Annotated in this window: 17 protein-coding genes, 1 tRNA gene and 1 pseudogene; 3 read left to right on the top strand and 16 right to left on the bottom strand. The window is 58.7% G+C overall.

The features are described from left to right. Positions 1–2: 2 nt before the first annotated feature. Positions 3–968: a serine O-acetyltransferase EpsC gene (epsC, locus tag QFI97_RS10915; protein WP_346431151.1), complete on the bottom strand. Its 966-nt coding sequence runs from the start codon at positions 966–968 to the stop codon at positions 3–5. Between the two features lie 669 nt (positions 969–1637). Between epsC and QFI97_RS10910 the strand changes: the two genes are divergently transcribed. After that, positions 1638–3203 carry a sensor domain-containing diguanylate cyclase gene (locus tag QFI97_RS10910; RefSeq protein ID WP_095101279.1) on the top strand — a complete coding sequence of 522 codons (1566 nt, stop codon included), beginning with the start codon at positions 1638–1640 and terminating at the stop codon, positions 3201–3203. 183 nt (positions 3204–3386) lie between these two features. On the opposite strand, the gene ldtA is transcribed toward QFI97_RS10910, so the two are convergent. The 3 genes from ldtA to nac form a co-directional block, all read right to left on the bottom strand. Continuing rightward, on the bottom strand, positions 3387–4331 hold the full coding sequence (gene ldtA / locus QFI97_RS10905; RefSeq protein ID WP_095101277.1) for a L,D-transpeptidase: 945 nt from the start codon (positions 4329–4331) through the stop codon (positions 3387–3389). 111 nt (positions 4332–4442) lie between these two features. Continuing rightward, a complete protein-coding gene (gene cbl, locus QFI97_RS10900) occupies positions 4443–5393 on the bottom strand; it encodes an HTH-type transcriptional regulator Cbl (protein ID WP_095101385.1) in 951 nt (316 codons plus the stop codon). A gap of 106 nt (positions 5394–5499) precedes the next feature. Beyond that, positions 5500–6417, bottom strand: coding sequence for a nitrogen assimilation transcriptional regulator NAC (gene nac, locus QFI97_RS10895; RefSeq protein ID WP_041146297.1), 918 nt, complete (start codon positions 6415–6417; stop codon positions 5500–5502). Positions 6418–6748: 331 nt separating this feature from the next. Between nac and QFI97_RS10890 the strand changes: the two genes are divergently transcribed. Both QFI97_RS10890 and QFI97_RS23585 read left to right on the top strand, forming a co-directional pair. Then, a tRNA-Asn gene (locus tag QFI97_RS10890) sits at positions 6749–6824 on the top strand. Between the two features lie 146 nt (positions 6825–6970). Next, a pseudogene (locus tag QFI97_RS23585) lies at positions 6971–7087 on the top strand (hypothetical protein); the annotation flags it as partial. 39 nt (positions 7088–7126) lie between these two features. On the opposite strand, the gene QFI97_RS10885 reads toward QFI97_RS23585, so the two are convergent. From QFI97_RS10885 to QFI97_RS10830, 12 genes are all read right to left on the bottom strand, one after another. Continuing rightward, positions 7127–8407, bottom strand: a complete 1281-nt coding sequence (locus tag QFI97_RS10885) for a cytochrome P450 (protein WP_346431150.1) — start codon at positions 8405–8407, stop codon at positions 7127–7129. Positions 8408–8422: 15 nt separating this feature from the next. After that, entirely contained in the window at positions 8423–10159 is a 1737-nt protein-coding gene (locus QFI97_RS10880; protein WP_346431149.1) for an ABC transporter ATP-binding protein, read from the bottom strand. Beyond that, positions 10150–11913, bottom strand: a complete 1764-nt coding sequence (locus QFI97_RS10875) for an ABC transporter ATP-binding protein (protein WP_346431148.1) — start codon at positions 11911–11913, stop codon at positions 10150–10152. The genes QFI97_RS10880 and QFI97_RS10875 overlap by 10 nt, the downstream gene beginning before the upstream one ends. Continuing rightward, positions 11891–13366, bottom strand: coding sequence for an ABC transporter ATP-binding protein (locus tag QFI97_RS10870; protein ID WP_346431147.1), 1476 nt, complete (start codon positions 13364–13366; stop codon positions 11891–11893). The genes QFI97_RS10875 and QFI97_RS10870 overlap by 23 nt, the downstream gene beginning before the upstream one ends. After that, complete coding sequence (locus QFI97_RS10865; RefSeq protein WP_346431146.1) at positions 13366–14118, bottom strand: ABC transporter permease; 753 nt, start codon at positions 14116–14118, stop codon at positions 13366–13368. The genes QFI97_RS10870 and QFI97_RS10865 overlap by 1 nt, the downstream gene beginning before the upstream one ends. Further along, on the bottom strand, positions 14115–15062 hold the full coding sequence (locus tag QFI97_RS10860; RefSeq protein WP_346431145.1) for an ABC transporter permease: 948 nt from the start codon (positions 15060–15062) through the stop codon (positions 14115–14117). Before QFI97_RS10860 ends, QFI97_RS10865 begins: the two co-directional genes overlap by 4 nt. Beyond that, positions 15059–16546, bottom strand: coding sequence for an ABC transporter substrate-binding protein (locus QFI97_RS10855; RefSeq protein WP_346431144.1), 1488 nt, complete (start codon positions 16544–16546; stop codon positions 15059–15061). The genes QFI97_RS10860 and QFI97_RS10855 overlap by 4 nt, the downstream gene beginning before the upstream one ends. Positions 16547–16605: 59 nt before the next feature. Beyond that, complete coding sequence (locus tag QFI97_RS10850) at positions 16606–18804, bottom strand: TonB-dependent receptor (protein WP_346431143.1); 2199 nt, start codon at positions 18802–18804, stop codon at positions 16606–16608. Positions 18805–18937: 133 nt separating this feature from the next. Beyond that, positions 18938–19891, bottom strand: a complete 954-nt coding sequence (locus tag QFI97_RS10845) for a helix-turn-helix transcriptional regulator (protein WP_346431142.1) — start codon at positions 19889–19891, stop codon at positions 18938–18940. Positions 19892–20169: 278 nt separating this feature from the next. Continuing rightward, positions 20170–21495, bottom strand: coding sequence for a salicylate synthase (locus QFI97_RS10840; protein WP_346431141.1), 1326 nt, complete (start codon positions 21493–21495; stop codon positions 20170–20172). Positions 21496–21510: 15 nt separating this feature from the next. Beyond that, positions 21511–23115: a (2,3-dihydroxybenzoyl)adenylate synthase gene (locus QFI97_RS10835; RefSeq protein WP_346431140.1), complete on the bottom strand. Its 1605-nt coding sequence runs from the start codon at positions 23113–23115 to the stop codon at positions 21511–21513. After that, positions 23108–23812 carry a class I SAM-dependent methyltransferase gene (locus QFI97_RS10830; protein ID WP_076945574.1) on the bottom strand — a complete coding sequence of 235 codons (705 nt, stop codon included), beginning with the start codon at positions 23810–23812 and terminating at the stop codon, positions 23108–23110. The genes QFI97_RS10835 and QFI97_RS10830 overlap by 8 nt, the downstream gene beginning before the upstream one ends. Between the last annotated feature and the right edge of the window lie 3 nt (positions 23813–23815).

The following is a 23815-nucleotide window of genomic DNA, read 5'->3' as shown; positions in this document are numbered from 1 at the left end:
AATTAAATCCCATCACCGTCGCTGAAATGTTTTTGTTGCGCTCGGGCCTGCAGCACATTACTGTCCGGCGGAACGTCGCGGGTCAGCCATATATTCCCGCCGATGCTGGAACGCGCGCCGATGGTAATTCGCCCTAATATTGTCGCGCCGGCATAAATAACTACGTCATCTTCTATTATCGGATGGCGAAGGTAGTTTTTTTGCAACTGCCCGTCTTCACCGGCAATAAAGCGTTTGGCCCCCAGGGTGACGGCCTGATAAATACGCACCCGTTTACCGACGATGGCCGTTTCACCAATCACCACGCCGGTCCCGTGATCGATAAAGAATCCATCATCGATCCGCGCGCCGGGATGAATATCTATTCCGGTCTGGCTGTGCGCCTTCTCGGACATAATTCGCGCCAGCAGAGGCAGATCGAGCTGATGCAGCTCGTGGGCCAGACGATAGTGGATCACGGCATGAATTCCCGGATAGCAGAGCAGCACTTCATCCATGCTGCGCGCGGAGGGATCGCCCTGATAAGCCGCGAGGATATCGCTGTCGAGACGCTGACGGATGACCGGCAAACGGTTGGCAAACTGCTGAACCCGCCTGACCGCCTCTTGCGACAGCGCCTGACTCGCGCCCTCCTCGTCCTGCTCATCCGACTGATAATAGAGTTCCAGAAGCGCTTCTTCGGTGAGCCTGTCAAGCGCGGTGCCTAACAAATGGCCGACGTAATAATCTTCGCCCTCTTTGCGTAATTCGACGTCGCCTAACCGCATCGGATAAAGCACTTTTATCAACGTATCGGCGACTGAATTAACGCTTGCCCGGGAAGGTAAACTACGTTTATTACGATAATTATTTTTCGAATGTTCATCGCGCCACGCCTGACGAACGCGACGCAGTTCATCGACGACATTATTTAAATGCCAGTTATTTTCTCTTTTCGGCATGAGATACAATTCACCCGCTTCCGGCATAATAATATCCTTCTTAAAATCACATCGATAAATCTGTTTTCTGCGTTACCTCACTTTTATGCATTACCCACATTAAAAACAAATAACCTTATTGACTTTGAATAGCTGAAAAGAATAAATACATAAAAATCAACAGACTAAATTCAGAATGGCCTCGCGGCGCCAGCATTCATTGAGGCCAGGGACGTTTTCCCCCTGCGGCAAAACCGCCAGGCTTACCCGCGGGCACGGCGCTGAGTCTGTCCACAAAGTGGCTACTTAACTCTGTGGATAACCTGGAGTCAGATTGCTGCAGAGGGCGTGAGGCCGACCACGGCGCCGAATGTGCAAATTTTAACCAGCGGCTGATTGAGTGGACGAGCCGCGGTCCGTTGAGTATTGCCGCATATTTATTTATGTCCCAACGCATATCGCAGTATTATATACAGCGCTTTATGAAGTGAACCTGGGGCGAACTCCAGTGCGGGAGCCCCTTTAAGCGTGTCTTATCCGACAGCCTTTAGCGATGAATACGGTTCGCCGCAAGCGGGCGTCCTGACGATGCAAGGTCTCAGGTCAGGAGAGCCTTGTTGTTACCTTTGCCAGGCATATCGGAAGATTTTTGACCCCTCCAGGGACGGGACGGCCCGCAGCCAGTTTAACGGGATGGCCTGAATCACAGGTAAACAGATGTTCAGCAAAAAACCCTTTCTCCGGCCTCTGCTTATTTTGCTCACAACCGGAGGCGTTGTACTCACGTCACTCCTTCTGTCAGGAACGATGCTGATTTTCCAAAGGAACAATATTGAGGCGTCACTCCTTGACAGCAATCAGGCCTACGCCCGAAAGCTTGCCGACACGACGGACCGTTACCTGGCTTTTGCCCAGCGCGAGTTAGCCTGGAGCGCTTCGTCTATCCGTAGCCTCTCTTACAGCCAGCATGAAGTGGATCGCCTTCGCCTTCAGTCCGGTATCTTTAACTCTGTGGGGGTTGTCAACGCTCAGGCAGCACTGGTTTCGACGTCCCCATACCTGCCGGCGCTTACGGGAGTGACGCTGCATTCGCGCGCCAACCAGCTCGCTCTGGCCGCGCGGTCGCCCTTGATTTCCGAACCATTCACGTCGGTCGCCGGGAATGAGATGATTCTGCTCTCACAGCCCGTTCTGGCACCCGATGGCCGCTATCTGGGGTATTTAGGGGGCAGCATCTATCTGAAAAAACAGAGCATGCTGAGCGATATTCTGAGCCTCCATTTCTATGAAGATAACATCGCCATCAGCGTCGTCGATAATCATGGCCGGATTATCTTCAGCAGAGATACGGCCCAAAAGGGTTCGTTCCTGCCCCTGCCTCCGCAGGTCCAGGCCGCACTGCGGGCGAATAAAAGCGGAAACTATACCGGGCTTTATGAAAGCCATAAAAACCTGGTCGGCTATGCCAGCCTTAACCAAACTAACTGGAATATTTTCGTTTCAACCCCCGCCGATACGGTCACCCGCATGCTATGGCGGACGGTCGAAAAAATCTCAGGGTTTGTTCTCGCTATCCTTCTTCTTATCGCCGGGGGCGTGGCTATTTTATCCTCCTACATTGCGCGTCCGCTGGAGCAGCTTGCGGGACGAGTTCGCGCCACGGACGGCCTGACATCGCCGGAAAAACTCTCGACGATCAGGGCCTGGTATCAGGAAGCTGACATGCTGCGGGACGCGATGGAAAACAGCTTCCGCTCGGTATCGGCCCGCTTCGCCACGCTGAGCGATGAGGCCATGACGGACCCGCTGACCGGACTGTATAACCGCCGGGGATTTTATGAACAGTCGGCCCGCGTCGGGGACGCGGAGAATCAGTACGTGATTGCCATAGACATCGATCATTTTAAAACCATTAACGATCGGTTCGGGCATGACACGGGAGATGACGTGTTGGTTCGTATTGCTGACCTGCTGAAGCAGACCTGCCGGGATGGGGATATCATCAGCCGCTTCGGCGGGGAAGAGTTTATTGTACTGCTCCCCGACTCGACGCTTAACGGAGCTATGACGATGGCGGAGAGGATCCGCAGAGTCATGGCCGGGGCGACCTTCTCCCGTGCAGGACATATCACCATCTCCGCGGGCGTGGCCGGGCTGCGGGAATGCGATGGCGACAGGGAAAGGCTTCTTCGGATGGCCGATCGGGCGCTTTATCAGGCCAAACAGCTGGGACGCAATCAGGTCGTACTCAGTGAGTACCCTCCGGAGCCCGGCAGTAAATAAGCAGGAGACTTACCGCGATACCCGGATCTCCACCGTTCCGGGCCGATCGGCAGAACGGGAGCGTCCTGAGGCCGTCGATTTGCCGGACGCGAGCGAAGGCCGCTCCGTCGGAGAAGCCAAATGAGAAAAGCCCGCGGAGGAAACCCGGCAGGCTTTTGCTTTCTCAACTCACTTTCGCCTACGCTAGCCGCCGAACGTGGACGGTATCGCTGAGTAGCCGATATTCACCGGCATTCCGGAACGACGCAGCATGACCTCGCTGGCCCGGTTAGCCTCAACGCCCTCTCCTTGCACAAACGCCTGCAGCCCCGTGGTCATAGGCAGCGGCACTTTTCGGTCTGATTCGTATTCCGCGCGGTTGCGCGAAAGCGGCTCGTGAACCTCAAGCCAGCGGCTACCGTCCGGCTCGAGGGTATATTTCACCGGCCGATCGATAATCTGCACCCGCGTCCCCACCGGAACGTTATCGAAGAGATACTTGATATCGTCGTTACGCAAGCGGATACACCCCTGGCTTACCCGCAGCCCGATACCAAAGTTGGCATTAGTGCCATGAATGGCGTACAGCCTGCCGATATAGATTGCGTACAGCCCCATCGGGTTTTCCGGGCCGGCAGGCACGAATGCGGGCAGGCTTTCTCCCCTTTTGGCATACTCGCGGCGGGTATTCGCCGTCGGCGTCCAGGTTGGCGCCTCCTGCTTACGTTCAACCGCCGTCACCCAGTTGCGCGGCGTTTCGCGGCCCGCCTCGCCGATGCCTATCGGTAGAACCTCAACCGTGGTCCCCTCCGGCGGATAGTAGTAAAGGCGCATTTCCGCGACGTTAACCACAATCCCCTCACGCACCGTATCGGGCAAAATAAGCTGCTGCGGTACGATCAGCGTCGAACCCGACTTCGGCAGATAGACATCGACCCCGGGATTGGCTTCGAGCATATTGCTCAGCCCTTGCCCGTACTGCGCGGCAAACGCCTCCAGCGGGAGCGTATTACCGTCCGGGACGGTGATGGTTTGCGGGCTACCCACAAGGCGGCTTCCTTCCGGCGGCAACGGGTAGCTAACGGCCAGAACGCTCTGGCTTGACAGGATAAATAACAGAGAGCAAAGCAGTTTCACACGCCGCACCATTTCCCTTCCTCAGTCGCGACAATCGTGAATGAATTATAGCTTTATTATCGAAATCTTATATACCGACTCACGGCGGTGGACCACGTTCCCTTGTCCACTGCCGGTATTCCGTTAGATCTGGTAATCGATCGCCGTCTCTTCCGGCTCCATCGCCTGGCGTTTAATTTCATCCAGCGACAGTCCGGCGTTGCACAACTCGATAAAGCGCCAGACGTAGTTACGCTGCAGCTGTCCGCGCTTTAAGCCTAGCCAGACGGTATTGGCATCAAACAGATGGCGGGTTTCAAGACGCGTGAAGGTGTCGGACTCTCTGGCATCGCCCGACTGTTCGGCGACCAGCCCTACCCCGAGGCCAAGCTCAACGTAGGTTTTAATGACGTCGGAATCCTGGGCGCTGAGCACGATATCCGGCATCAGCCCTTTGCGATTGAAGGCTTCATCGATACGCGAGCGTCCGGTGATCCCCTGACGATAGGTAATCAGCGGCCAGCGGGAAATGGCTTCCAGGGTGAGCGGCGTCACCTGCACCAGCGGATGATCTTTTGGAACCAGCAGGCTGTGGTGCCAGCGGAACCAGGGAAAGGCCACCAGCGTCGGATCGTTGCTCAGCCGCTCGCTGGCGATGCCGATATCGGCGCCTCCGTTGTGCAGCAGCGCTTCGATCTCCTGCGGCGTCCCCTGCACCAGCTCCAGGCGAACGTCGGCAAAAAGCTCGCGGAAGGCCTTAATCACCGGCGGCAGGCTATAGCGCGCCTGGGTATGCGTCGTGGCGATGGTTAATACGCCCGAGGCGTCGTTGGTAAACAGGTCCGCAAGACGGCGGACGTTGCTGGCTTCATTAAGAATGCGTTCGGCAATCGATAACAGCGCTTTACCCGGTTCCGTCATCCCCAGCAGACGCTTGCCGCGTCGGATAAAGATTTCGATCCCCAGCTCTTCTTCGAGTTCACGAATATGGCGACTGACGCCCGATTGCGATGTGTAGAGCATATTGGCGACTTCCGTCAGGTTATAGTCCTGACGGGCCGCTTCACGAATTATTTTTAGTTGCTGGAAATTCACCCTTTCCTCCGGGCTATCAGACATAACATATGCTCTATTGTTAGAGTCTGTTGTCCCTGCTAACAAATAATAAAAACCAGCAACTTATTCCATTCAGGAATATACATTAACTCACCAGCAGCAGTTCACGGTTCTCCAGCGAAGGGCGGCTCACCAGCGACAGCAAAATTTCCTTCACCGCCTGCGCCTGCGGCGACAGGCTTCCCTTGGCAGACATATTCAACGATAGCGACAGGCTCATGGACGGCGTGCTGATACGCGCCATCCAACCGTTAGCGGCGCTGCACAGCGAGCGAGCGGCGGATTCCGGCAGCACGGTGGCCCCCATTCCGCTGGCTATCGCCGCGGTTAAGGTCGTAATAGACTCGATTTCGCCGATGATTTTTGCCGACAGCCGCCGCAGGGTAAAGGCTTCCGTCACCCTCGCCCGCACCGCGCTGTAATCGCGGGGCAGGAACAGATTCATCTCGGCAACCGCCGTCAGGTCAACGCTTTGCCCCGGGCAATCCCGGGTACCGACCAGGTACAGGTCCTCTTTCAGCAGCGGCTGGCTGACGATACCGGCAACCGGCGAGCGCTCGTACAGCACCGCCATATCCAGCTGACCGCTGAGCAGCTTATCGTTAAGGATCGTCCCGCTGCTTTCCTGCAGATAGACCATCACTTCAGGAAGTTCGTTACGTACAGTTTGCAGCAGCGGCATAGTAATGGCGGACGCCGCCGTTCCCGGCGCCAGGCCGATAGAGACCTGGCCGCTGAGGATATGGCCCACGTTATTGACCGCCAGCTGCGCCTGCTCGCACTGGCGCAGAATGGTCCGGGCGTGGGTATAAAGGATTTTCCCTGCTTCCGTCGGCGTGACGCCTCGCTTCGTACGAATCAGCAGCTGCTGGTCCAGTTCACCTTCCAGGGTCGCAACCTGCTGACTCAGCGCGGGCTGTGCGATATGCAAGACTTCGGCTGCCTGGGTCAGACTGCCAATATCGACGATTTTCACAAAATACTTCAGTCGTCTTAAGTTCATTTTGCCTCCTGTAAGGAACGCCAGTACCAACGCTGGCAATTGAGATACAGAAGGTTTTGCAATTTACTTGCCAGTTTTATTCTGCCCGGCGTAAAAGCCGCCGGACGCGGCGTAATAAGCGATTCCGATTGCTGCAGGGGATTTTTTTGCCCGGTAAGCAGATTACGATATGCCCCATTAGGGGTACATTTGCACCATCGCGGTGCGCAGCGGCGTAAAACTGCGTGAACATCACCCAACTGCTGAAATTGTCAGCAGTCAAACTCATTCCGATGATTCAGCCTTTGACAAGGTGGAGCGCCGCCGTTAATATGCGCCCCGTTCACACGATTCCTCTGTAGTTCAGTCGGTAGAACGGCGGACTGTTAATCCGTATGTCACTGGTTCGAGTCCAGTCAGAGGAGCCAAATTCTTGTTTTCATGCCGCTTTGCGAATCCCTGTTTAATTCGAATTCAATAAGCCAGCGTGAAAGTCTTCCCGATGCATTTGCAGTTTTTCCTCCGCATCGGGAGAATCTGAGGTCAGGCGAGTTCGATAACGGAATAACCCCTGATATCTCCTGGCGACACAAAAATCCGCAGCTTAAATCCATCCGCAAACCTATTCAAAGTTTCCGATTATCACGGTCTGTATCTTTTAGCTCATCCAGGCGGTTCACGTTTCGGGTATCCGCCACGTCGTCCTGTACTCTTTCCGCAGTAATATTTCTCAGTAACGCTTAACAAACCGCACCGGCATACTGCGAATCCCGGTGTGCTTATTGCTGCGCACCCAATTGACATCGCCATCCAGCCTGAAGCCATCCACCTGCTCCAGCAGGTGGTGCAAAATAACGCGCATTTCCAGCCTCGCCAGCTGAGCGCCAAGACAGCTATGTCCCCCGCCCCCAAATGCCATATGCAGATTTTTCTGGCGGCCAATATCGAACGCAAAAGGTTGCTCATAATAAGCATCATCCCGGTTGGCCGACGCCCACCATAACGTGACTTTCTCCCCACGGCGAATCAGCCGATCGCCGATAGTCACATCGCGCGTTGCCGTTCGACGGTTATAGGGGGTCGGTGAAGTCCAACGCAGTATTTCGTCGAGCGCTGAATTCATCAGGCCGCCGTCCTGTTGCAGGCGCAGCCACTGCTCTGGATGGTGAATAAATGCCAGAATACCGCCGGCAATGGCGTTACGCGTGGTTTCCAGCCCCGCCACCATGACCACGCTGAACACCATCAACTGCTCCAGCGGCGTCAGTTTTCCCAGCCCTTTGGGTAGCTCGCCTGTCACGGCCAGCGACACAATATCGCTGCCTGGGTTCTGGCGTTTCTCTTCGACGAACTTATGCCCGTAGGCCATAAAGTTCTTCATCCCCTGCTGGCTACTGATGCTGGTTTCCCCCAACTGACGGTCCGAATAGTCCAACACGGCGTTAATCCACGCAAAAATCTGATGGCGATCGTCGTGTGGGATACCGACTAAACTGGCGATAGCAAACAGCGGCAGCTCTGCCGCGATGGCAGAGACGAAATCGACACGTTCCTGCTGGAGCGCGGCCTGTACGGCAGCCCCTGCAGCGGCAAACAGAACATCCTCCATCGCCGCCACACGGGCATTGGTGATGGCCGGAGCAATCAATCTGCGTAGCGCCTTATGGCGCGGATCGTCCATCATATTGATTACCGATCCCGGCCCCATTTCCCGCGGCAAATCCTCAATCATGGTACCCCCGCCCTGCCGATCGCCGCCACCAGCGGAGGAGAAGGTGTCGTTATCTTTCGCGATGGCCGCAATGTCGTGATAGCGCGTAAATACCCAAAATCCTTCGCCATCGGGCGTTAGCGCCGTCCGGGGATGGAACAATGCCCCGTGGTGGCGACGCAGGTCGGTGAATACCTGATGTGGAAACCCGCGGCTGAACAGGTCCAGATTGGTCAGATCCACGTCAGGCAGCGGCCAAAACTGCGCGGCCTGTTCACTGTTGATAATCGCTTCGGACATCGTTACCTCCCCGGTTTATTGCAGACGCCAGCCTTCAGCACGGTTACGCGCCTGCCAGAAATCGGCATAGCGACCGTCTGCGGCCAGTAATTGCTGATGGTTGCCCTGTTCGATAATGTGCTGCCGATCCAGCACCAGAATCTGGTCAGCGTTTTGGATGGTCGAGAGCTGATGGGCAATGACCAGCAACGTACAGCGATGGTGCAGAGACTGTAATCCGGCGGCGATCGCGGACTGATTCTCTGCGTCAAGAGCGCCGGTGGCCTCATCCAGCAGCAATATCGGCGCGTTTTTCAACAATGCGCGAGCGATGGCGACACGCTGGCGTTCACCGCCGGAAAGCAGGCCGCCGCCCTCGCCAACCTGACTTTGCCAGCCATCCGGCAGACGTTGCAGCAGCTCGTCCAGCCGCGCCAGCCTGACCACCTGCGCAATTTCCTGCGCATCGGCGTGCGGATTGCCAATCAATACGTTTTCCCGCAGGGTGCCGCTGAACAGATAATTGTCCTGAAAGACTGGCGCGATCAGCGACATGTGCTCGCGACTGCTTAACTGGCGCAGATCGGTGCCTCCCAGCGTAATGCTGCCGCCGTCGGGATCAAAGAAACGCGCGATCAAACGCATAAGGGTGGTTTTACCGGCGCCAGAGAGGCCCACCAGCGCCGTGGTGGTGTTGGCGGGCAGCGTAACCGACACATTTTTCAGGATCGGCCGCTCGGGTTGATAGCCAAAGGTCACGTTATGCAGCTGAATGCTGGCCTCGCCGCTGTATGGCTGCGGATCGTCGGCCTGCGGCAACGGTTGCTCGGCCAGTACCCGTTCCACCGCATCCATTTGGGCAGAGGCCATACGGATCCCGGAACCATAGGCGGCCACTTCGGTAAGGGGATCAATCACCCGGTTAATCAGCACCAGCAGCGCCAGCAGCGTGACCAGCTGCTGCGGATCGTTATCGGCCAGCCCCAGCCAGGTGACGCTGGCCATCAACGTCAGGAAACTGAGCTGCGCCAGCCAGGAGTTCGCCAGTAACGGCGGCAGCACCAGCCACAGCTGGCGTTTACTGGCCCGATTTTGCGCCACTAAGGCCGCATCAAAATTGGCATGTCCCTGTTCGCCGCAGCCGTGAGTTCGCAACACCATTTGGTTCTGCGCAAACTCAAGCATACGTTCGCTGGCTTCTGCCGTGGCATGGTGAACGGCTTCGTCCGCGGCGCGACCCAGCCTGCCCGCCCACCAGTAAACCAGCGCCACCAGCGGAAAAATCACCAGCGCGATCAGCGCGATACGCCAGTCGAAGAAAAAGGTAATCGCCACCACCACCAGCGGTGTCAAGGTGGCGCGCATTAACGGGCTTAATTGATGGGCGGGCAGCCCCAGGATTTCCATCACCCCCTGACTGAGCAGCACGCCAAGCTGGCTGGTATTGGCGGGACTGAACCAGCCCAGCGGCAGAGTCACCACATGGTCGCCAATGCGGTGACGTAAGGTATTCAGTAGCGCGATGGCCACCTTGAAGCCGCCCAACGAGGCAACGTAGTTAAGATACCAGGCGAGCAGCGTACCCAGCGTGAGCGGCAATAACCACCATGTCGCCCGCGTGATATCAGCCTGCAATAGCGCCTGGACGATCGGCACGACCATCGCAAAAGCGATCCCCTGCACCAGGCAGAAAAGCACCATCAGGATCAGGTAACGTCGCAGAACCCTGGCGTTATCATTGCCCAGCAGTGACGAGAGACGGGTCAGCAGCATACCTCCTCCTTTGATGGTGAGAACTGCGCCTGCCACAGACGCGCGTATTCCCCCTTGTTAGCCAGCAGCTGGCTATGCGTTCCCTGTTCCGCAATACGTCCCTGCGCCAGCACCACGATATTATCGGCGTTAACCACCGTCGCGAGGCGGTGAGCCACCACCAGCAGCGAGCGGTTACCCTGTTGAGAAATGAGCCGGGAGAGCGTGTCCTGAATGGCGGCTTCTGATTCGGCATCAGCCTGTGCCGTGGCTTCATCCAGCACCAGCAGCTGCGGCTCCTTGAGTAGCGCTCTGGCAATACTCAGGCGCTGCGCTTCCCCGCCCGACAGGCGGGCATCTTCGCCATAGACCGACTGATAGCCGCGCGGCAATTGCAGAATGCGTTGATGGATATTGGCTGCCTGCGCCGCGGCAATCACTTGCCGATCGGTTGCCTGCGGATGACCCAGGGCAATGTTGTCTCTGATGCTGAGTCGCAGCAGTCGTACCTCCTGAAAGACACAGCCAATCTGGCGATAGAGATGGTCGGTCGCGATATTCGCCAGATCGACACCCCCCAGCATAATCCGCCCAGCGTCGGGTTCGGCAAAGCGCAGGAGTAACTTCGCCAGCGTTGATTTGCCCGCCCCGGATGCGCCAACCAGCGCCGTTACCGTACCGGGTTCCAGCCTCAGCGAGATGTCATGCAGAATCTGGCGATCGGGCCCGTAGCTGAAGCTGACGCGATCAAAACGCACCTGGCTGCCCGCATTGAGCATCACCCGCTCCGGCTCCTTTTGTTGAGGGATCGCCAGTAACCCGGCCAGGCGAGCAAAAGCCCCCTTCGCCATCTGCAGCGACTGTGCGCTGCTGCTTAACGTGCCAATAGGCACCGAGATCCCCAGCCCCAGCACCGCAAACGGCAGGAGTTGCCAGATATCCATCCAGCCGAAATGAATAAAGGTGACGCCGCCAACCAGCACCAACAGCAACAAGGTGATCGGCGCGATAATCACCCCTGAGAGACTTTCCGGTTTGATCAGCGGGCGCACCCAGTCGAGAAAGAAATCGCGAAAGCTGTCTACCGCCCGGCGATATGCCTGATGAGCAACGCCATGCTGGCCGAAGGTTTTCACCACCGGAATGCCCTGGACAAACTCCACCACCGAGCGATTGACCTGCTCCAGCTCCTGGCCGTATTCCGCCATTTTGGCCTGACTGGCACGCATAATCTGGCGATAGAGCAGAAAAAAGAACGGTAGCGGAATCAAGGTAATCAGCGTCATCCGCCAATCGATGAACAGCAGGTAGCCGTAGACGCACAGAAGGGTGGCGGCGGCGTTTGCCAGATTCAGATAGGAGTGCGCCACCAGGTGATGAATGGCGGTCACGTCATCCTGCATACCCTGCTTAATCCTGCCGCTGCTGTTGGCGCTGAACCAACTGAGCGGCGCGTGCGCCATACGACGCGCTAACTGGCGGCGCAGCCACAAGGAGAACGCATTATCAGCGAGGTGCGTCGTGAGATCGGCCAGCCCGCGCAACGCCAATCCTCCGCCCAGGCAGAAAGCGGATATTTTCACGATATGCCAGGCCAGGGCCGCGCGATCTGCCTGCGCGCTCATCAGCACCCGCGCCAGTTCAGTCAGACCAATCAGCGGGGCCAGCACCAGCGCCGATGAACCCACCTGAAGTACCACCGCCAGCGCAATCCAGCCGCGAACCGGTCGTAATAGCCCGACCTGCTGAGGTTCAGTCTCGCATGTTGAAGTCATCACAAATCTCCTTGTCAAACACCGCGCCTGAATCAGCATCATCGCTGCTGAGATGCAGACCTGCGGTGCAAATCTGTCTGGCTGCCGGTAAATCATGGGTAATAAAAAGCACTGCCATGCCCTGCGTCAGTAGCTGACTCAGCAGTTGCAGAATCGTGCGGGTGCTGAGCACATCCAGCGCCGAGGTCACTTCATCGCAGATAAGCACGCTGGGCTGACCTGCCAGCGCCCGCGCCAGCGCCACGCGCTGCTGTTCGCCGCCAGAGAGCTCTCGTGGCAAGCGGCGGGCGTAATCGCCGGGCAGTCCGACCTGGTGCAGCAGCGCGGCCACGCTGCCTGGGTGGGATAATCGGTACCGATCGAGCGCCTGCTGTAGCTGTTGTCCAACGCTGCGTAGCGGGTGCAGCGAATGGGCTGGGTCCTGAGGCACCAGCGCGATGGCGCGCTGCTGTTCGCGAGAGCGCCGGCGCACATCGCTCGCCAGCGCTCGATCGCCAAGGGTGATAGCGCCCTGATGGGGTGGATTTAAACCCGCCAGCGATCGCGCGAGGGTGCTTTTGCCAATGCCGGATGGCCCGGTGACCGCAAGGCACTGCCCCGGATGCAGCGCGAAACTCAGCTCTGGCAACGCGATCTGTCGGGAATGCCCCGGATGCCAGCGCGAAACCCGCAGCAGTGGCTCACCCTGAGTGGCTACCGGTCGCGGCCAGGTCACAGGAGACAACCACGCGCGCAGCAGCGGGCTTTTGGGAGCGACGAAAAGCTGCCGGGTGTCGCCATATTCCAGCTGCTGCCCGTTATGCAGTACCAGCATCCGCTGCGCTATCTCCGCCACGGCGCTGAGTTGGTGACCGATCAGCAACAGGGCAAAGCGATATTGCCGCTGTAACTGACGCAGTTCCGCCATCATCTGCTCACGATGTCGCCGATCTAATCCGGCGAAGGGCTCATCGAGAATGAGGAGCTGCGGGCGCTTCAATAACACCCGAGCGAGTGCGACCCGACGACGCTGCCCGCCGGAAAGCTGGTGGGGGAAACGTTGCAGGAAAGCGTTATCCTGCGGCAATCCGAGTGAAGCCAGCACCTCGCTAATGGCGTTGGCATCGCCATGATGAAATTCATTAAGCTGACGCCGCACCGACATACCTGGCGTCAGCTCCTGTGCCGGGTCCTGGCCGAGCCAGGCGGTATGCCTGAATCTGAGCTGCCGGAGCTGGCGAGGCGTCGCCTGCAATACCTCGCATCCGCAGCAGATAATCTGCCCGCCGGCGTGGCGCTGCCCGGAGGTCAGGTCACCCAGCAGCGCGCGCCCAAGGGTGCTTTTCCCTGCCCCGCTGCTGCCAATCAGCGCCAGCGAACCACCCGCGGCCAGCTCAAAGTTAATGTCCTGCAACACCGCATCACCCTGCGGGTTGCGGATCGTCAGGCCGGAAACCTGCACCACCCAACGCATCAGCCCTTGCTCCAGAGGTCAGTCTGCAAACTCATCGCCACCACCACCAGCGCGATACCAAGCGCAGGTAACAGCGCCGCCCAGGGATTGAGCATCAGTCCGGGCAACCCGTCGCGCACCATTGACGCCCAGTCGATCCCGCCGGGAGTGGCGATACCGAGAAAACTGGCCGAGGCGAGCAGGTAAATCGCAGCGACTAAACGGGTTGTCCCATCTGCCAGGATACCGGGAACAATCACCGGCAGGACTTCGCGCCATAACAGTAACGGCAGCGCATCGCCTGCCGCACGCGCGACCTCGACATAACCGGTATCGAGGACGGGATCCGCCAGCGAACGTACGTAGCGCAGGGTAAAAGGGATATTGAGTAACGTAATCCCGATCAACAGCGCGACCTGCCCGTTGCCAAAGGCATAGATCACCCCAATCAGTACCAGCAGCGGGGGCATGTACAGTAGCGGGTCCAGTAACACCACCAGCCTTCTGCCGCGATCGGGCAAAGCAACCAGCAGCAGCGCACACAGGCTGCCTAAAAATGAGGAGCACAATGCGCACAACAGGGGGAACAGCAGAATATTGCGACCACCGCTCAGCAGCCGGCTCAAGACATCCCGCCCCAGGCCATCGCTGCCCAGCCACAGTCTTTCATCCGGCAGTTGCCAGGCCAGACCGAGGCTACGCTGAGGGTTATAGGGGGCCAGCCACGGACTACAGATAATCAGGGCAATCATCAATAAAGCGACGATTCTCACGAGCGCCTCCGCCAGGGATCGAGCCAGACCGCCAGGATATCCGCCGCGAACCAACACAGGGCGGTAATCAGCGCCAGCAGCATCGCCACCCCCTGAAGCAAAATGGCATCACGGGTATTCAGCGCCGTCAGCAGCAGCTCGCCGAGGCCGGGAAAGCCAAATACGCGTTCCACCACCACGGCGCCGCCAATCAGGTAGGGTAAACTGGCGGCAAATAACTGGGCCAGCGGCCCCGCGGCCTGAGGCAGCAAATGGCGGGCCACCAGCGTCAGCCCGCGCACGCCGTTAAGGCGGGCGCTAAGAATGTTGGGCGCGGCAGTCAGCCTTATCAACGAGGCGCGTATCATACGCAGCAAATAACAGCCGCCGATCAGTGCCAGAGTCAACGCGGGGAGAACCAGAATCGACCACTGGTCGCTGATGTTGCCGGAAGCCGGCAGCAGGGATACCGCCGGGAACCACCCCGCCCCAACCGCCAACAGCAGGATCATCAGCGTGGCAACAATAAATTCCGGGGTGCTTAATCCACTCATCGCGATGAATGACAGCAGCCGGTCCTGCCAGCGATCGCGATGCATCGCCGCCAGTACACCGCCGGCGCCTCCCAGCAGCAGCATCCCGCAGGCGGCCAGCAGCGCCAGCAGCCCGCTCCGCCGTGCGGCGGGAGCGATAATATCGGCTACCGGTTGTTGGCTGGTCAAAGAGATGCCGGGATCGCCGCGCAGAATACCGCTAAGCCATTGCCAGTATCTTGCGGCGACGGGCCGATCGAGGCCGAACTGATGCCGTAGCGTCTGCAACGCCTGCGGGGTGGCGCGTTCGCCCAATGCCTGCACTGCGGCATCTCCGGGCGCCAGCGCCAGGGTGAAGAAGATCAACATGCTCGCCAGCCACAGCAGCAGCAGAGTGCTGAGCAGACGCCAGAGGACAAATCTGGCCATCATTGGCCGGCCGCCATCCGGGCGCTGCGGAACAGAGGGATCCCCTGGTTGAGCTCAACGCCCTGCAAAGCCGTCACCGCCGCCGAAAGCTGATCGCGATACCCCCAGAGCAAATACGGCCCCTGTTGCCACAACTGTTGTTGTAACTGGTCGAGTTGCTGCTGTTGGCGCTGCGGATCGAGCGTTTTACGCGCCTGCTCAACCCCTGCCGCAAAATCGTCCGGATACCACCCGCCATAGTTATAGGGGTTGTCATCACCGAACAGCATCGGGATCGCCGCCAGGAAGGGGCGATTTAACGCATACATCGATAACATCTGCGCCTGATGGAGACGTGAAATATCCCCCAGATAATCAGCCGCAGCCACCGTCTCAACCCTGAGGGTAATGCCCATGTCGGCCAGCTGCTGGCGTAATAGTTCTGCCGCGTCGTTCAGCCCTGGGGTCAGATCGGCGGTCAGCAAGGTCAGCTGCGTGATCCCTTTTTTGCGCAGCAGCGCCTGCGCCTCGGCAGCATCGGTCTGGCGCTGAGGGAGCTGGTTGTCAAAACCACTGAGCCCCTGGCCGAAAACGTCATTCCCGCGATAGCCATAGCCGCCGAGGACCACATCAAGCAGCTGCTGACGGTTCACCAGCGTTTTCAGCGCCTGCCGGACCTCAACGTCGTCAAACGGTTTTACCCTGGTATTCATGGCAAAGTAATAACCGCTGGCATTCGCCACACCGCTGCGGATGATTTGCCAGCCCTGACGTCCGTCTACGCTGCGGGCGCTGCTGACCGGTATATCAAAGGCATAGTCTGCCGCGCCGCTCAGCAGCGCGTTCACCCGCGCCGTGGCATCGGCCAGCGGGCGAATTTCAATGCGATCAAACCACGCCGCAGGATGCCATGCATAAGGGTTGCGGCTGAGCAACGCCCCGTTCTGTGCATTGAAGGAGGTGACCTGATACGGGCCGCTGCATACCGGGATCGCCGCATCGCCCCGCCCCTGTTTCCATACCATACTGGCGGCGGTCAGCACGGTGGTGACCAGATCGGCACGTGGCCGGGTAAGAACCAGCTCCAGCGCTTCGGCATTGACAACATGGCTGGCCTGCATATCGACATCGCTGAAGAATCCGGCAAAACCGGGAGAAGCGGCCAGAAAGCGCAGGCTCGCCAGCGCATCATCAGCGGTCAGCGGCGATCCATCGGAAAAGCGCACCCCGGCACGCAGTGAGACGGTCCAGCGCGTGGCATCCTGATTGGGGGTAATGGCACGACTCAACTGATAGTCGGGACTGCCCTGCCTATCCGCCACCAGCACATCGCAGACATTGCCGGTCACCACCCAGGGGTAATAGGTTTGCGCGCGCCCGTAATCGAGCGTTTCGCTCTGGCTGCCCAACATCACCACCCGGAGAGTACGCTCAGCGGCAGCCTGCGCGGCGGGCAGAGCCATTGTCACACCCAGGAACAGCCACCCTGACAGGCGTAATTTCATCATATTTGCATCCGGGAAAACTGAATGACGCGCCCGGATACCAATCCGGGCGCAGCGCGTAATCAGAATTTTATTTGCGTGCCGACGCCCAACACACGTCCATGTCCAACGGTGACCGCCTCGCTGCCCGGGCCGTAGTACAGACCAATGTACTGCGGACGTTCATCCGTCAGGTTTTGACCAAAGACATAGACATCAAAGGAGGAGAATTCCAGACCCACTTTGGCGTTGTAGAGTTGGTAGGCATCAAGCTTGAAGTGGCCGCCGACATCCGCTTCACGACTGCCGACATACTGATGCTGCGCCAGGGCGAAGATATTGGCTTCCGGCAGCCCCAGCCAGGCGGCAGAATCGTAGTATTGCAGCGTCAGGTTGGTGTTGAATTTCGGTACCGCCGGTACCCGGTTGCCATCGCGTGCGCCGGATGAGGCCGCGACATCATCCGAAACATTACGTAATTCCGTATGGGTGTAACCCGCCCCGCCGCTGACCTTCCAGTGCTCAGCCAGCTGCAGCGAGCCCTCCAGCTCCACGCCATAGTTACGGGTATCCATCGGCTTCGGCACAAAGGTGAATGACGCGGAATCCAGCGCGAACAGGTTTTCATCTTTTACGATGTTATAGAACAACGAGGCGTTCAGTTCGGCACGCCCGTCCAGGAAACGGTTTTTGCTGCCGATCTCGTAGCTCCAGGAGGAGGAATCCTTATAAGGCTCATCCTTCAAGCCGCTGGGTGCGTTGTTGGTAAAATTAGGGAAACCGCCGCTTTTCGCGCCGCGTGCGACGCTGGTATAGATCGTCGAGTCATCGGTCAGGTCATAACTCAGCGCCGCGCGGCCTGTCACCATGTCGTAATTCAGCACCCCGCTTTGATTGAAGGAGGCCACCGTCCCGGGGAAACCGTTGGAACGATACAGCGATTCATAGCTTTTACGATCGTGGGTATAGCGACCGCCTAACGTCCCTTTCAGTTTCTCGGAGCCAAACAGCGGTACCGTCACCTCGCCAAAAGCGGCATAGCTGTTGGTGGTGTAATCCCCGTTACGCGTACCGTTGGTGGAAGCGAAGAACGCGGAATCATATTTGGTGGTCAGCTTGTAGCTGTCATGCAGATAGTTGATGCCGCCGACCCAGACAATATCCGCGTCATCGAGGCTACTCAGGCGCAGCTCCTGGTACAGGCTGTTCTGGCTTTCGTCATAAGTACTCCAGTCGGTGGCTGGAATAAATGCCGACGTCGGCATACCGAACACTTTGCTATACGTCAGCGCCTCGGAGTTATTGGTCAGGTTTTTAAAATCGTAATGGTTCACCGCGGATACGGAGGTGAACTGCATCCGATCAAGCTGACGGCTGGCGGTTAATGACAGACCGGAAATCTCGCGATCGACCCAGCCTTTAGGAGCCAGCTCTACCGTGGGGAAGTTCGGACCATTTTTGAGAATGAAGTTTGACGGCGTGTTGTTGTCCCGCTCGTAGTTGCCGGTCAGCACGAAGCGGGTACGGTCGTCGGGGGTGAAGACCAGCGAACCACGGAACACCCCGGTTTCCACCTTGCCCAGCTTGCCACCCGGCGCTTTGTTATCCACATCGGCGCCCAGGTTGGAATAGGCGGCGGAGAAGCGCCCGCCCAGGCGGTCCTCAATCAGTGGCCCGGAAACCGTCAGCTGGCCCACGTTCTCGGATTCGCTGTTCAGGCCCGCTTCCGCACGCAATGTGCCTTCAAAGGTATCGCCAGGCTGGCGCGTGGTGATGTTAATCGCCCCCGCCTGCGCATTGCGTCCAAACACCGTGCCCTGCGGGCCGCGCAAGACTTCAATCCGTTCAACATCCAGGAAACGCAGATCCGAACCGAAGGCCGGTTGCGGCACGCCATCGATATAGGTCACGACCGACGTATCATCAAAGCCGAGCGGCTGGGCCATCGGCCCGACCCCACGGATCGACATATAGGTTGAGCGCATATCCCCCAGCGAGCTGAAGCTGATGTTTGGCACGTCACGGATTAAGTGCTCCACATCATCAATGCGGCGATCGCCCAGCGTCTGGCGATCGAACAAGGTCATGCTGACCGGGACTTTCAACGGATCCTCTTTCACCTTACGGGCCGTCACCACCAGGGTTTCTTCTTTTTTGCTATCGGTGGTTTGTTCCGCGGTAAAAGCCGGGGCTGAAATCGCCAGACCGCACAGCAGGCAGAGCGGTTTAATGGTGGCAGGTAGATTTTGTTTTAAGCGAAGCTGGTGTGAACTGGTGCGCATGACCATCCCCATGGTGCTGAAACAGAAACAAAAAAAATCGTTTTATATCTGTCACAATTATATGGGGGTGGTCATACGACACCCTAGTTAACTCAGCTATGAGCAAAGCCAAATGAGTTATGTTTTCAGCCAGTCAGAGGCTGAGAGAGTCGCGCGGGGGCATACCAAATTTGCGCCGATAGGCCGTTGAAAAGTTACTGGGATGCTGATAACCAACATAGTAGGCGGCCTGCTTTACCGTCCACCCTTCTGACTCTAATCCCTGGCGGGCACGGGTCAGGCGCTGGTCGCGCAGGAAGGCGAAAACCGACTGCCCCATGACCGCCTGGAACTTACTTTTCAGGGCGCTGACGCTGATGCCAACATCACGCGCCAGGTCACACAGGCAATGGTTGCAGTCCAGTTCCGTGACCAGCTTATCCCGCACTTTCAGCATCCGCGTCACATCGCGATGCGGCGCCATCACCCCCACCTGAGGTAAATCCGGATTCGCCGCGCGCAGCACCTGGGCCATCAGATCCAGTACGCAGCTATGGGTCTGTAGCCGACCAATCACGCAGTTATCGCAAAAGCCAAACAGCTCATTGGCCCGATCGATGGTGTACTGCGGGATGATTAAGCTGAAGACATGGTTACGTTGCAAAATACGTTCGACCTGATCCGCCAGCTCTTTATCGCTGATACGATCCGGCGCCGCCTGAATCACCAGGCTGCGGCAATGATGTCCACGCGGATTGCGGCACCACAGGCGCATACGATCTTTGGTGGCAATCACCTTCGCCATGCCCCTTTCCGCCGGCAACGGACTGCCGTCATCAAGATGATAGTTGGGTTCATCGCCGCCGAGCGTCAGTAAAATAGTTAAACAATGGTGAAGCGTGCCGCTGCGATGGTCGTCACCGTTGGCGGTCAGCTCATTGAGACAGAGGTTGACGCCGTAGGGCAGCGTGACCGTTTTGATTGTCCCTTCAAACTCGCCAGACTGACGAACCGCGCAGTTGGTATTTGCCAGCTCATAGTCGTAGCCCCATTTGTGCGCCATATCGGTTAACTGCTGCAGAGAATGTAACTGGTGAGTGGATTGCATAAAAAACCCTCTTTTGTAAGTACCCGGCTGGCGAACTCGCCAGGTGCTTAGTTCCCGAAACGAAACTCAGGGAATCATCATACTGGGGTTTATAAATATGTAAATAATAATCATTATCAATTGATGACCCTTTCCTGACACTCTCCCCATGCAACAAACAAACCGGTCAGACGCTATGATAGCCGCGCCCTCCTCAGCCGAAGAGGGCGCATCCGCAACAGGTTAATTAACCAGAAAATACCAATAGATCTCGTGCCAGTTGAGTCAGGCGTCATCCGTCATTTCGCCTGCGAAACCACCAGGTAAGGCGCCACGCTGGAAAGTTTTTCGCAGGTCTCCGTCAGCTCACGTAATGCGTTCGACTGAGCAATCACCCCGGCTCCGGCCTGGATCCAGCTTCTCTGCGCATCCTGAAATGCGCTACGCAGAACCAGTGCCGCCTCGAACGAGCGATCGCCTTCCAGCATCAGTATCGCGCCGGAGTAAAGCTCACGCGGCATCGCTTCCAGGCGGAGGATGGCAGCCAGTGCCGGGAGCTTGGGAATACCGGATGCGGTGATCGCCGGGAACAGCACATCAAAAGCGTCCCAGGCATCGCGCCCCGACGCCAGTTTGCCGCACACCTGAGATCCCAGATGTTGCACACTCCCCCTTTCGCGTACCGACATCAGGTCGGTGACCGCCACGGAGTCACGCACGCACAGCGTTTCCAGCTCCCCAATCGCCGCTTTGACCGAGATAACGTGTTCCACAATCTCTTTGCTATCGCTTTGCAGCTCAGCCCGATTGTAAGCATCTTCACCCGCCGAACCGGATAGCGCGCGGGTGCCAGCCAGGGGTTCGCTGGTGACGATATCCTGCTCCACCGTCACCACCATCTCCGGGCTAAAACCGGTCGCGGCAAACGCCCCCTGCTGCAGCAGGAAACTGCGTGCCGGGGTATTGGACATTCTCCCGCGCCAGAGGGTAGCGGGCATGTCGATGCGCTCGGCAAGCGCCAGAGCGCGCGACACAATCACCTTGGTGTATTCGCCGGCGGCGATCTCTTCAAGCGCGCGTGTCACCTGGTGCTGATAATCTTTGCCCTGCGCGGTCAGGTCGGCCAGCAGCGCGCCGCCAGCCGGTGCCGGTAAGATGTCCTGTAATTGCCGGGCGAGGCGCTGGCATTGGTCAGCACTCTGCGCCAGGATCGTCACTTCCCCCGCGTCAAAAACCAGTTCATCACGCGGCACCAGGAGAGACAGCAGTGGCCACTCGCCGGCCGGAAACGCGATCCCACGAATGCAGGCCGCGTAATTAAATCCGGCCATACCGAAGACGCGTTGCCCTGCGCTGGCATGTTGCGCACGGAACTGACGGGCGTAATCCGCCAGCGATGAGGTGACGGGCGCTGTCTGACAGCCCTCTTCGCTTTCGGTTATGGCCTGCGAGCCATCGGGTGAAAGGGTTAAACTCGCCCGTTTACCCAGGCCCACATACCAGCATGGTGGCCGCTCATAGATATAGTAATCCTCCGTCGGATTCTGCCGGATAAGGCTGACAATCGCGGCCAGCGTCCGATCTGCAGGCAGGTTGAGTCGAAGTTCGGTGCGTGTATCCGTCATGTTGACTCCTGAAAGTTAAACCGCCAGCCGGGCTGCCAGCGCTTGTTTATTGATTTTGCCAATCGGCGTCAGCGGGAAAGCATCAACCAGCGTCAGCCGATCCGGCCATTTAAATGGCGCGACCTGCTGCTGTTCAAGAAACGCCCGCATCTCGGCCAGCGTGAGAGGGGAATGGGCGATGACGACCGCATGGATCGCTTCTTGCTGCTCTCCGACCGCATCCGCCAGTACCGTCACGTCGCGTACCAGCGGATGCGCCCGCAGGCACTCCTCGATTTCATCGGCGGCGACCGACTCCCCGTGGCGGTTGATCGTGTCGCGGGTTCGCCCCTCCACCAGCAGCTCGCCGCCTGGCAACTGCCGTACCCGGTCGCCGCTGCGGTAGAACCCCCCGGCGGCAAACGCCCGACGATTGTGTTCAGGCGCGCGATAGTAGCCTCGGATGGTGTAAGGCCCGCGAACCAGCAATTCCCCGGTCTGTCCGCTAATCACCGGCAGGCCCTGCTCGTCAACCACCCGGATCTCATCATCGTCGCATAGCGGTCGGCCCTGCGTGGTGGTAATCAGCTCAGGTGAGTCATCCAGTCGCGTGTAGTTCAGCAGCCCTTCCGCCATGCCAAACACCTGCTGCAGCTGGCATCCCCACCGGGCCAGCAGCTGGCGGGCGGCATCGGCTCCCAGCCTCGCGCCCCCCACCTGAACCAGCCTCAGTGAGCTAAGGTCGGGTTGTTCCCACTCCGCCGCTTCCAGCCATAACGTTGCCAGCGAAGGGACCAGCGCCGTGAGCGTCACGCGGTGCTGATGAATCGCGTCAAACGCGTCCTCAGCGGCGACGGTGGCCGGGACCACCACGCAGCCTCCGCGGGAAAAAATCCCGAGGATGCCCGGACAGGCGAGGGGAAAGTTATGCGCCATTGAAAGCACGGCCAGGTAACGGTCATCCGGCTGGACGTGGCAAAGCGCGGCGCTGGCGCGAAAGTTGTAGTGATAATCGGCATGGGTGCGGGGGATCAGCTTGGGTAAGCCGGTTGTACCGCCGGAAAGCAGCAGCAAAGCAATATGCTGGGGCGCATCGCCGGGAGGCAATTCCTCCATCGCCGGAGCCTGGCTGGCGGCAAAACGCTGCTCCGCCGTTGAGAGCAGGCTATGACAGTCGGGTGCCTTAGCGCGCAGGCTCTGCGCCTCAATTCCCGCCTGTTCGGCGTCACTCAGGAACCAGCGCGCCTGCGCCAGCTCCACCACGTGCAGGATTTCACGCTGGCGGTGAGCCGGTAACATCAGCACGGGCACCGCCCCGTTGAGGATCGCCGCGAACAAGGCCACCACGAAATCGGCCCCGTTGGGCAACTGAATAACGACCGTTTCCCCGCTTTGCATCCCTCGCCGCCTGAGTTCACCGGCGAAACGACATGCCTGGTTGATTAACTGGTGATAACTCCAGCTGCGGCCCGGTTCGATCAGGGCGGTGCGGTCACCATACTGCCGCCATTGCAGAATCAACTGACCGAGCGTTTCCGGCTGCCAGTAGCCGCGTTGCGTATAGCGCTCGGCCAACGCCACCGGCCAGCGCATCTCCTCCGGCAGGATACGGCGATCGGGGGAGGCAATCGGTTCAGACATACAGCACCCCCGCCTGCGCAGTCAGACGTTCAGCATGCAGCCCGGTTTCGCGGGCGAGATCGTCCAGGCCAAAGGTATGCCAGACGCTCCGGTTACGGATCACCTGCGTGGCGCAGGGTCCGCCGCTAACCGTCCAGCATGAAGTCAGCAGCATGGTGTCGTTGGGTCCAGGCTCACCCTCGAGGGTCGCGTGATAGTGACGCTGGCCGATCGTTTCACTGGCCAACGTCATCGTCGGCAATACCATCGGTTTTTCGACCGGCAGCAGCTCCACGAACACCGGCGCGCCGGGTGCGAGCCGCGGCAGCAATATTGACCACAGCGCCTGACGCGCCTCCGTCGTCAGGTGTCCCAGCACCCCGAAGGCCACGACCGCGCCCAGCCGCTCGGGTAGCTGCAGCTTGTCCACCGTGTCCGGGATAATCGTGACGCGCCGCCGCAGCTCCGGCCTTTGCGCCACGCAATGGGTCAGCACCGCGCGCATGGCCGGGGCTGGCTCCACCGCCAGAATATCCACCAGCGGCACGGTTTCGGCTATCGCCTGCACCGTTCGTCCGGTGCCAGCGCCGATATCCAGCACCGGGTCGTGAATATCGGTGAATGCCGACAGCCGCTCACGCAGCGCGGTTTCACCCGCGGAGTGCGCGCGACCAACCAGATCGTAAAACTCAGCGACCGGCGAGTAGAAGTCTTCCATAGA

It is taken from the genome of Klebsiella scottii, assembly GCF_036561945.1.
In the GTDB taxonomy this organism is placed as follows: domain Bacteria; phylum Pseudomonadota; class Gammaproteobacteria; order Enterobacterales; family Enterobacteriaceae; genus Klebsiella; species Klebsiella scottii.
Note: the sequence above shows the minus strand (reverse complement) of the source record. Positions and strands in the feature narration are given on the sequence as shown.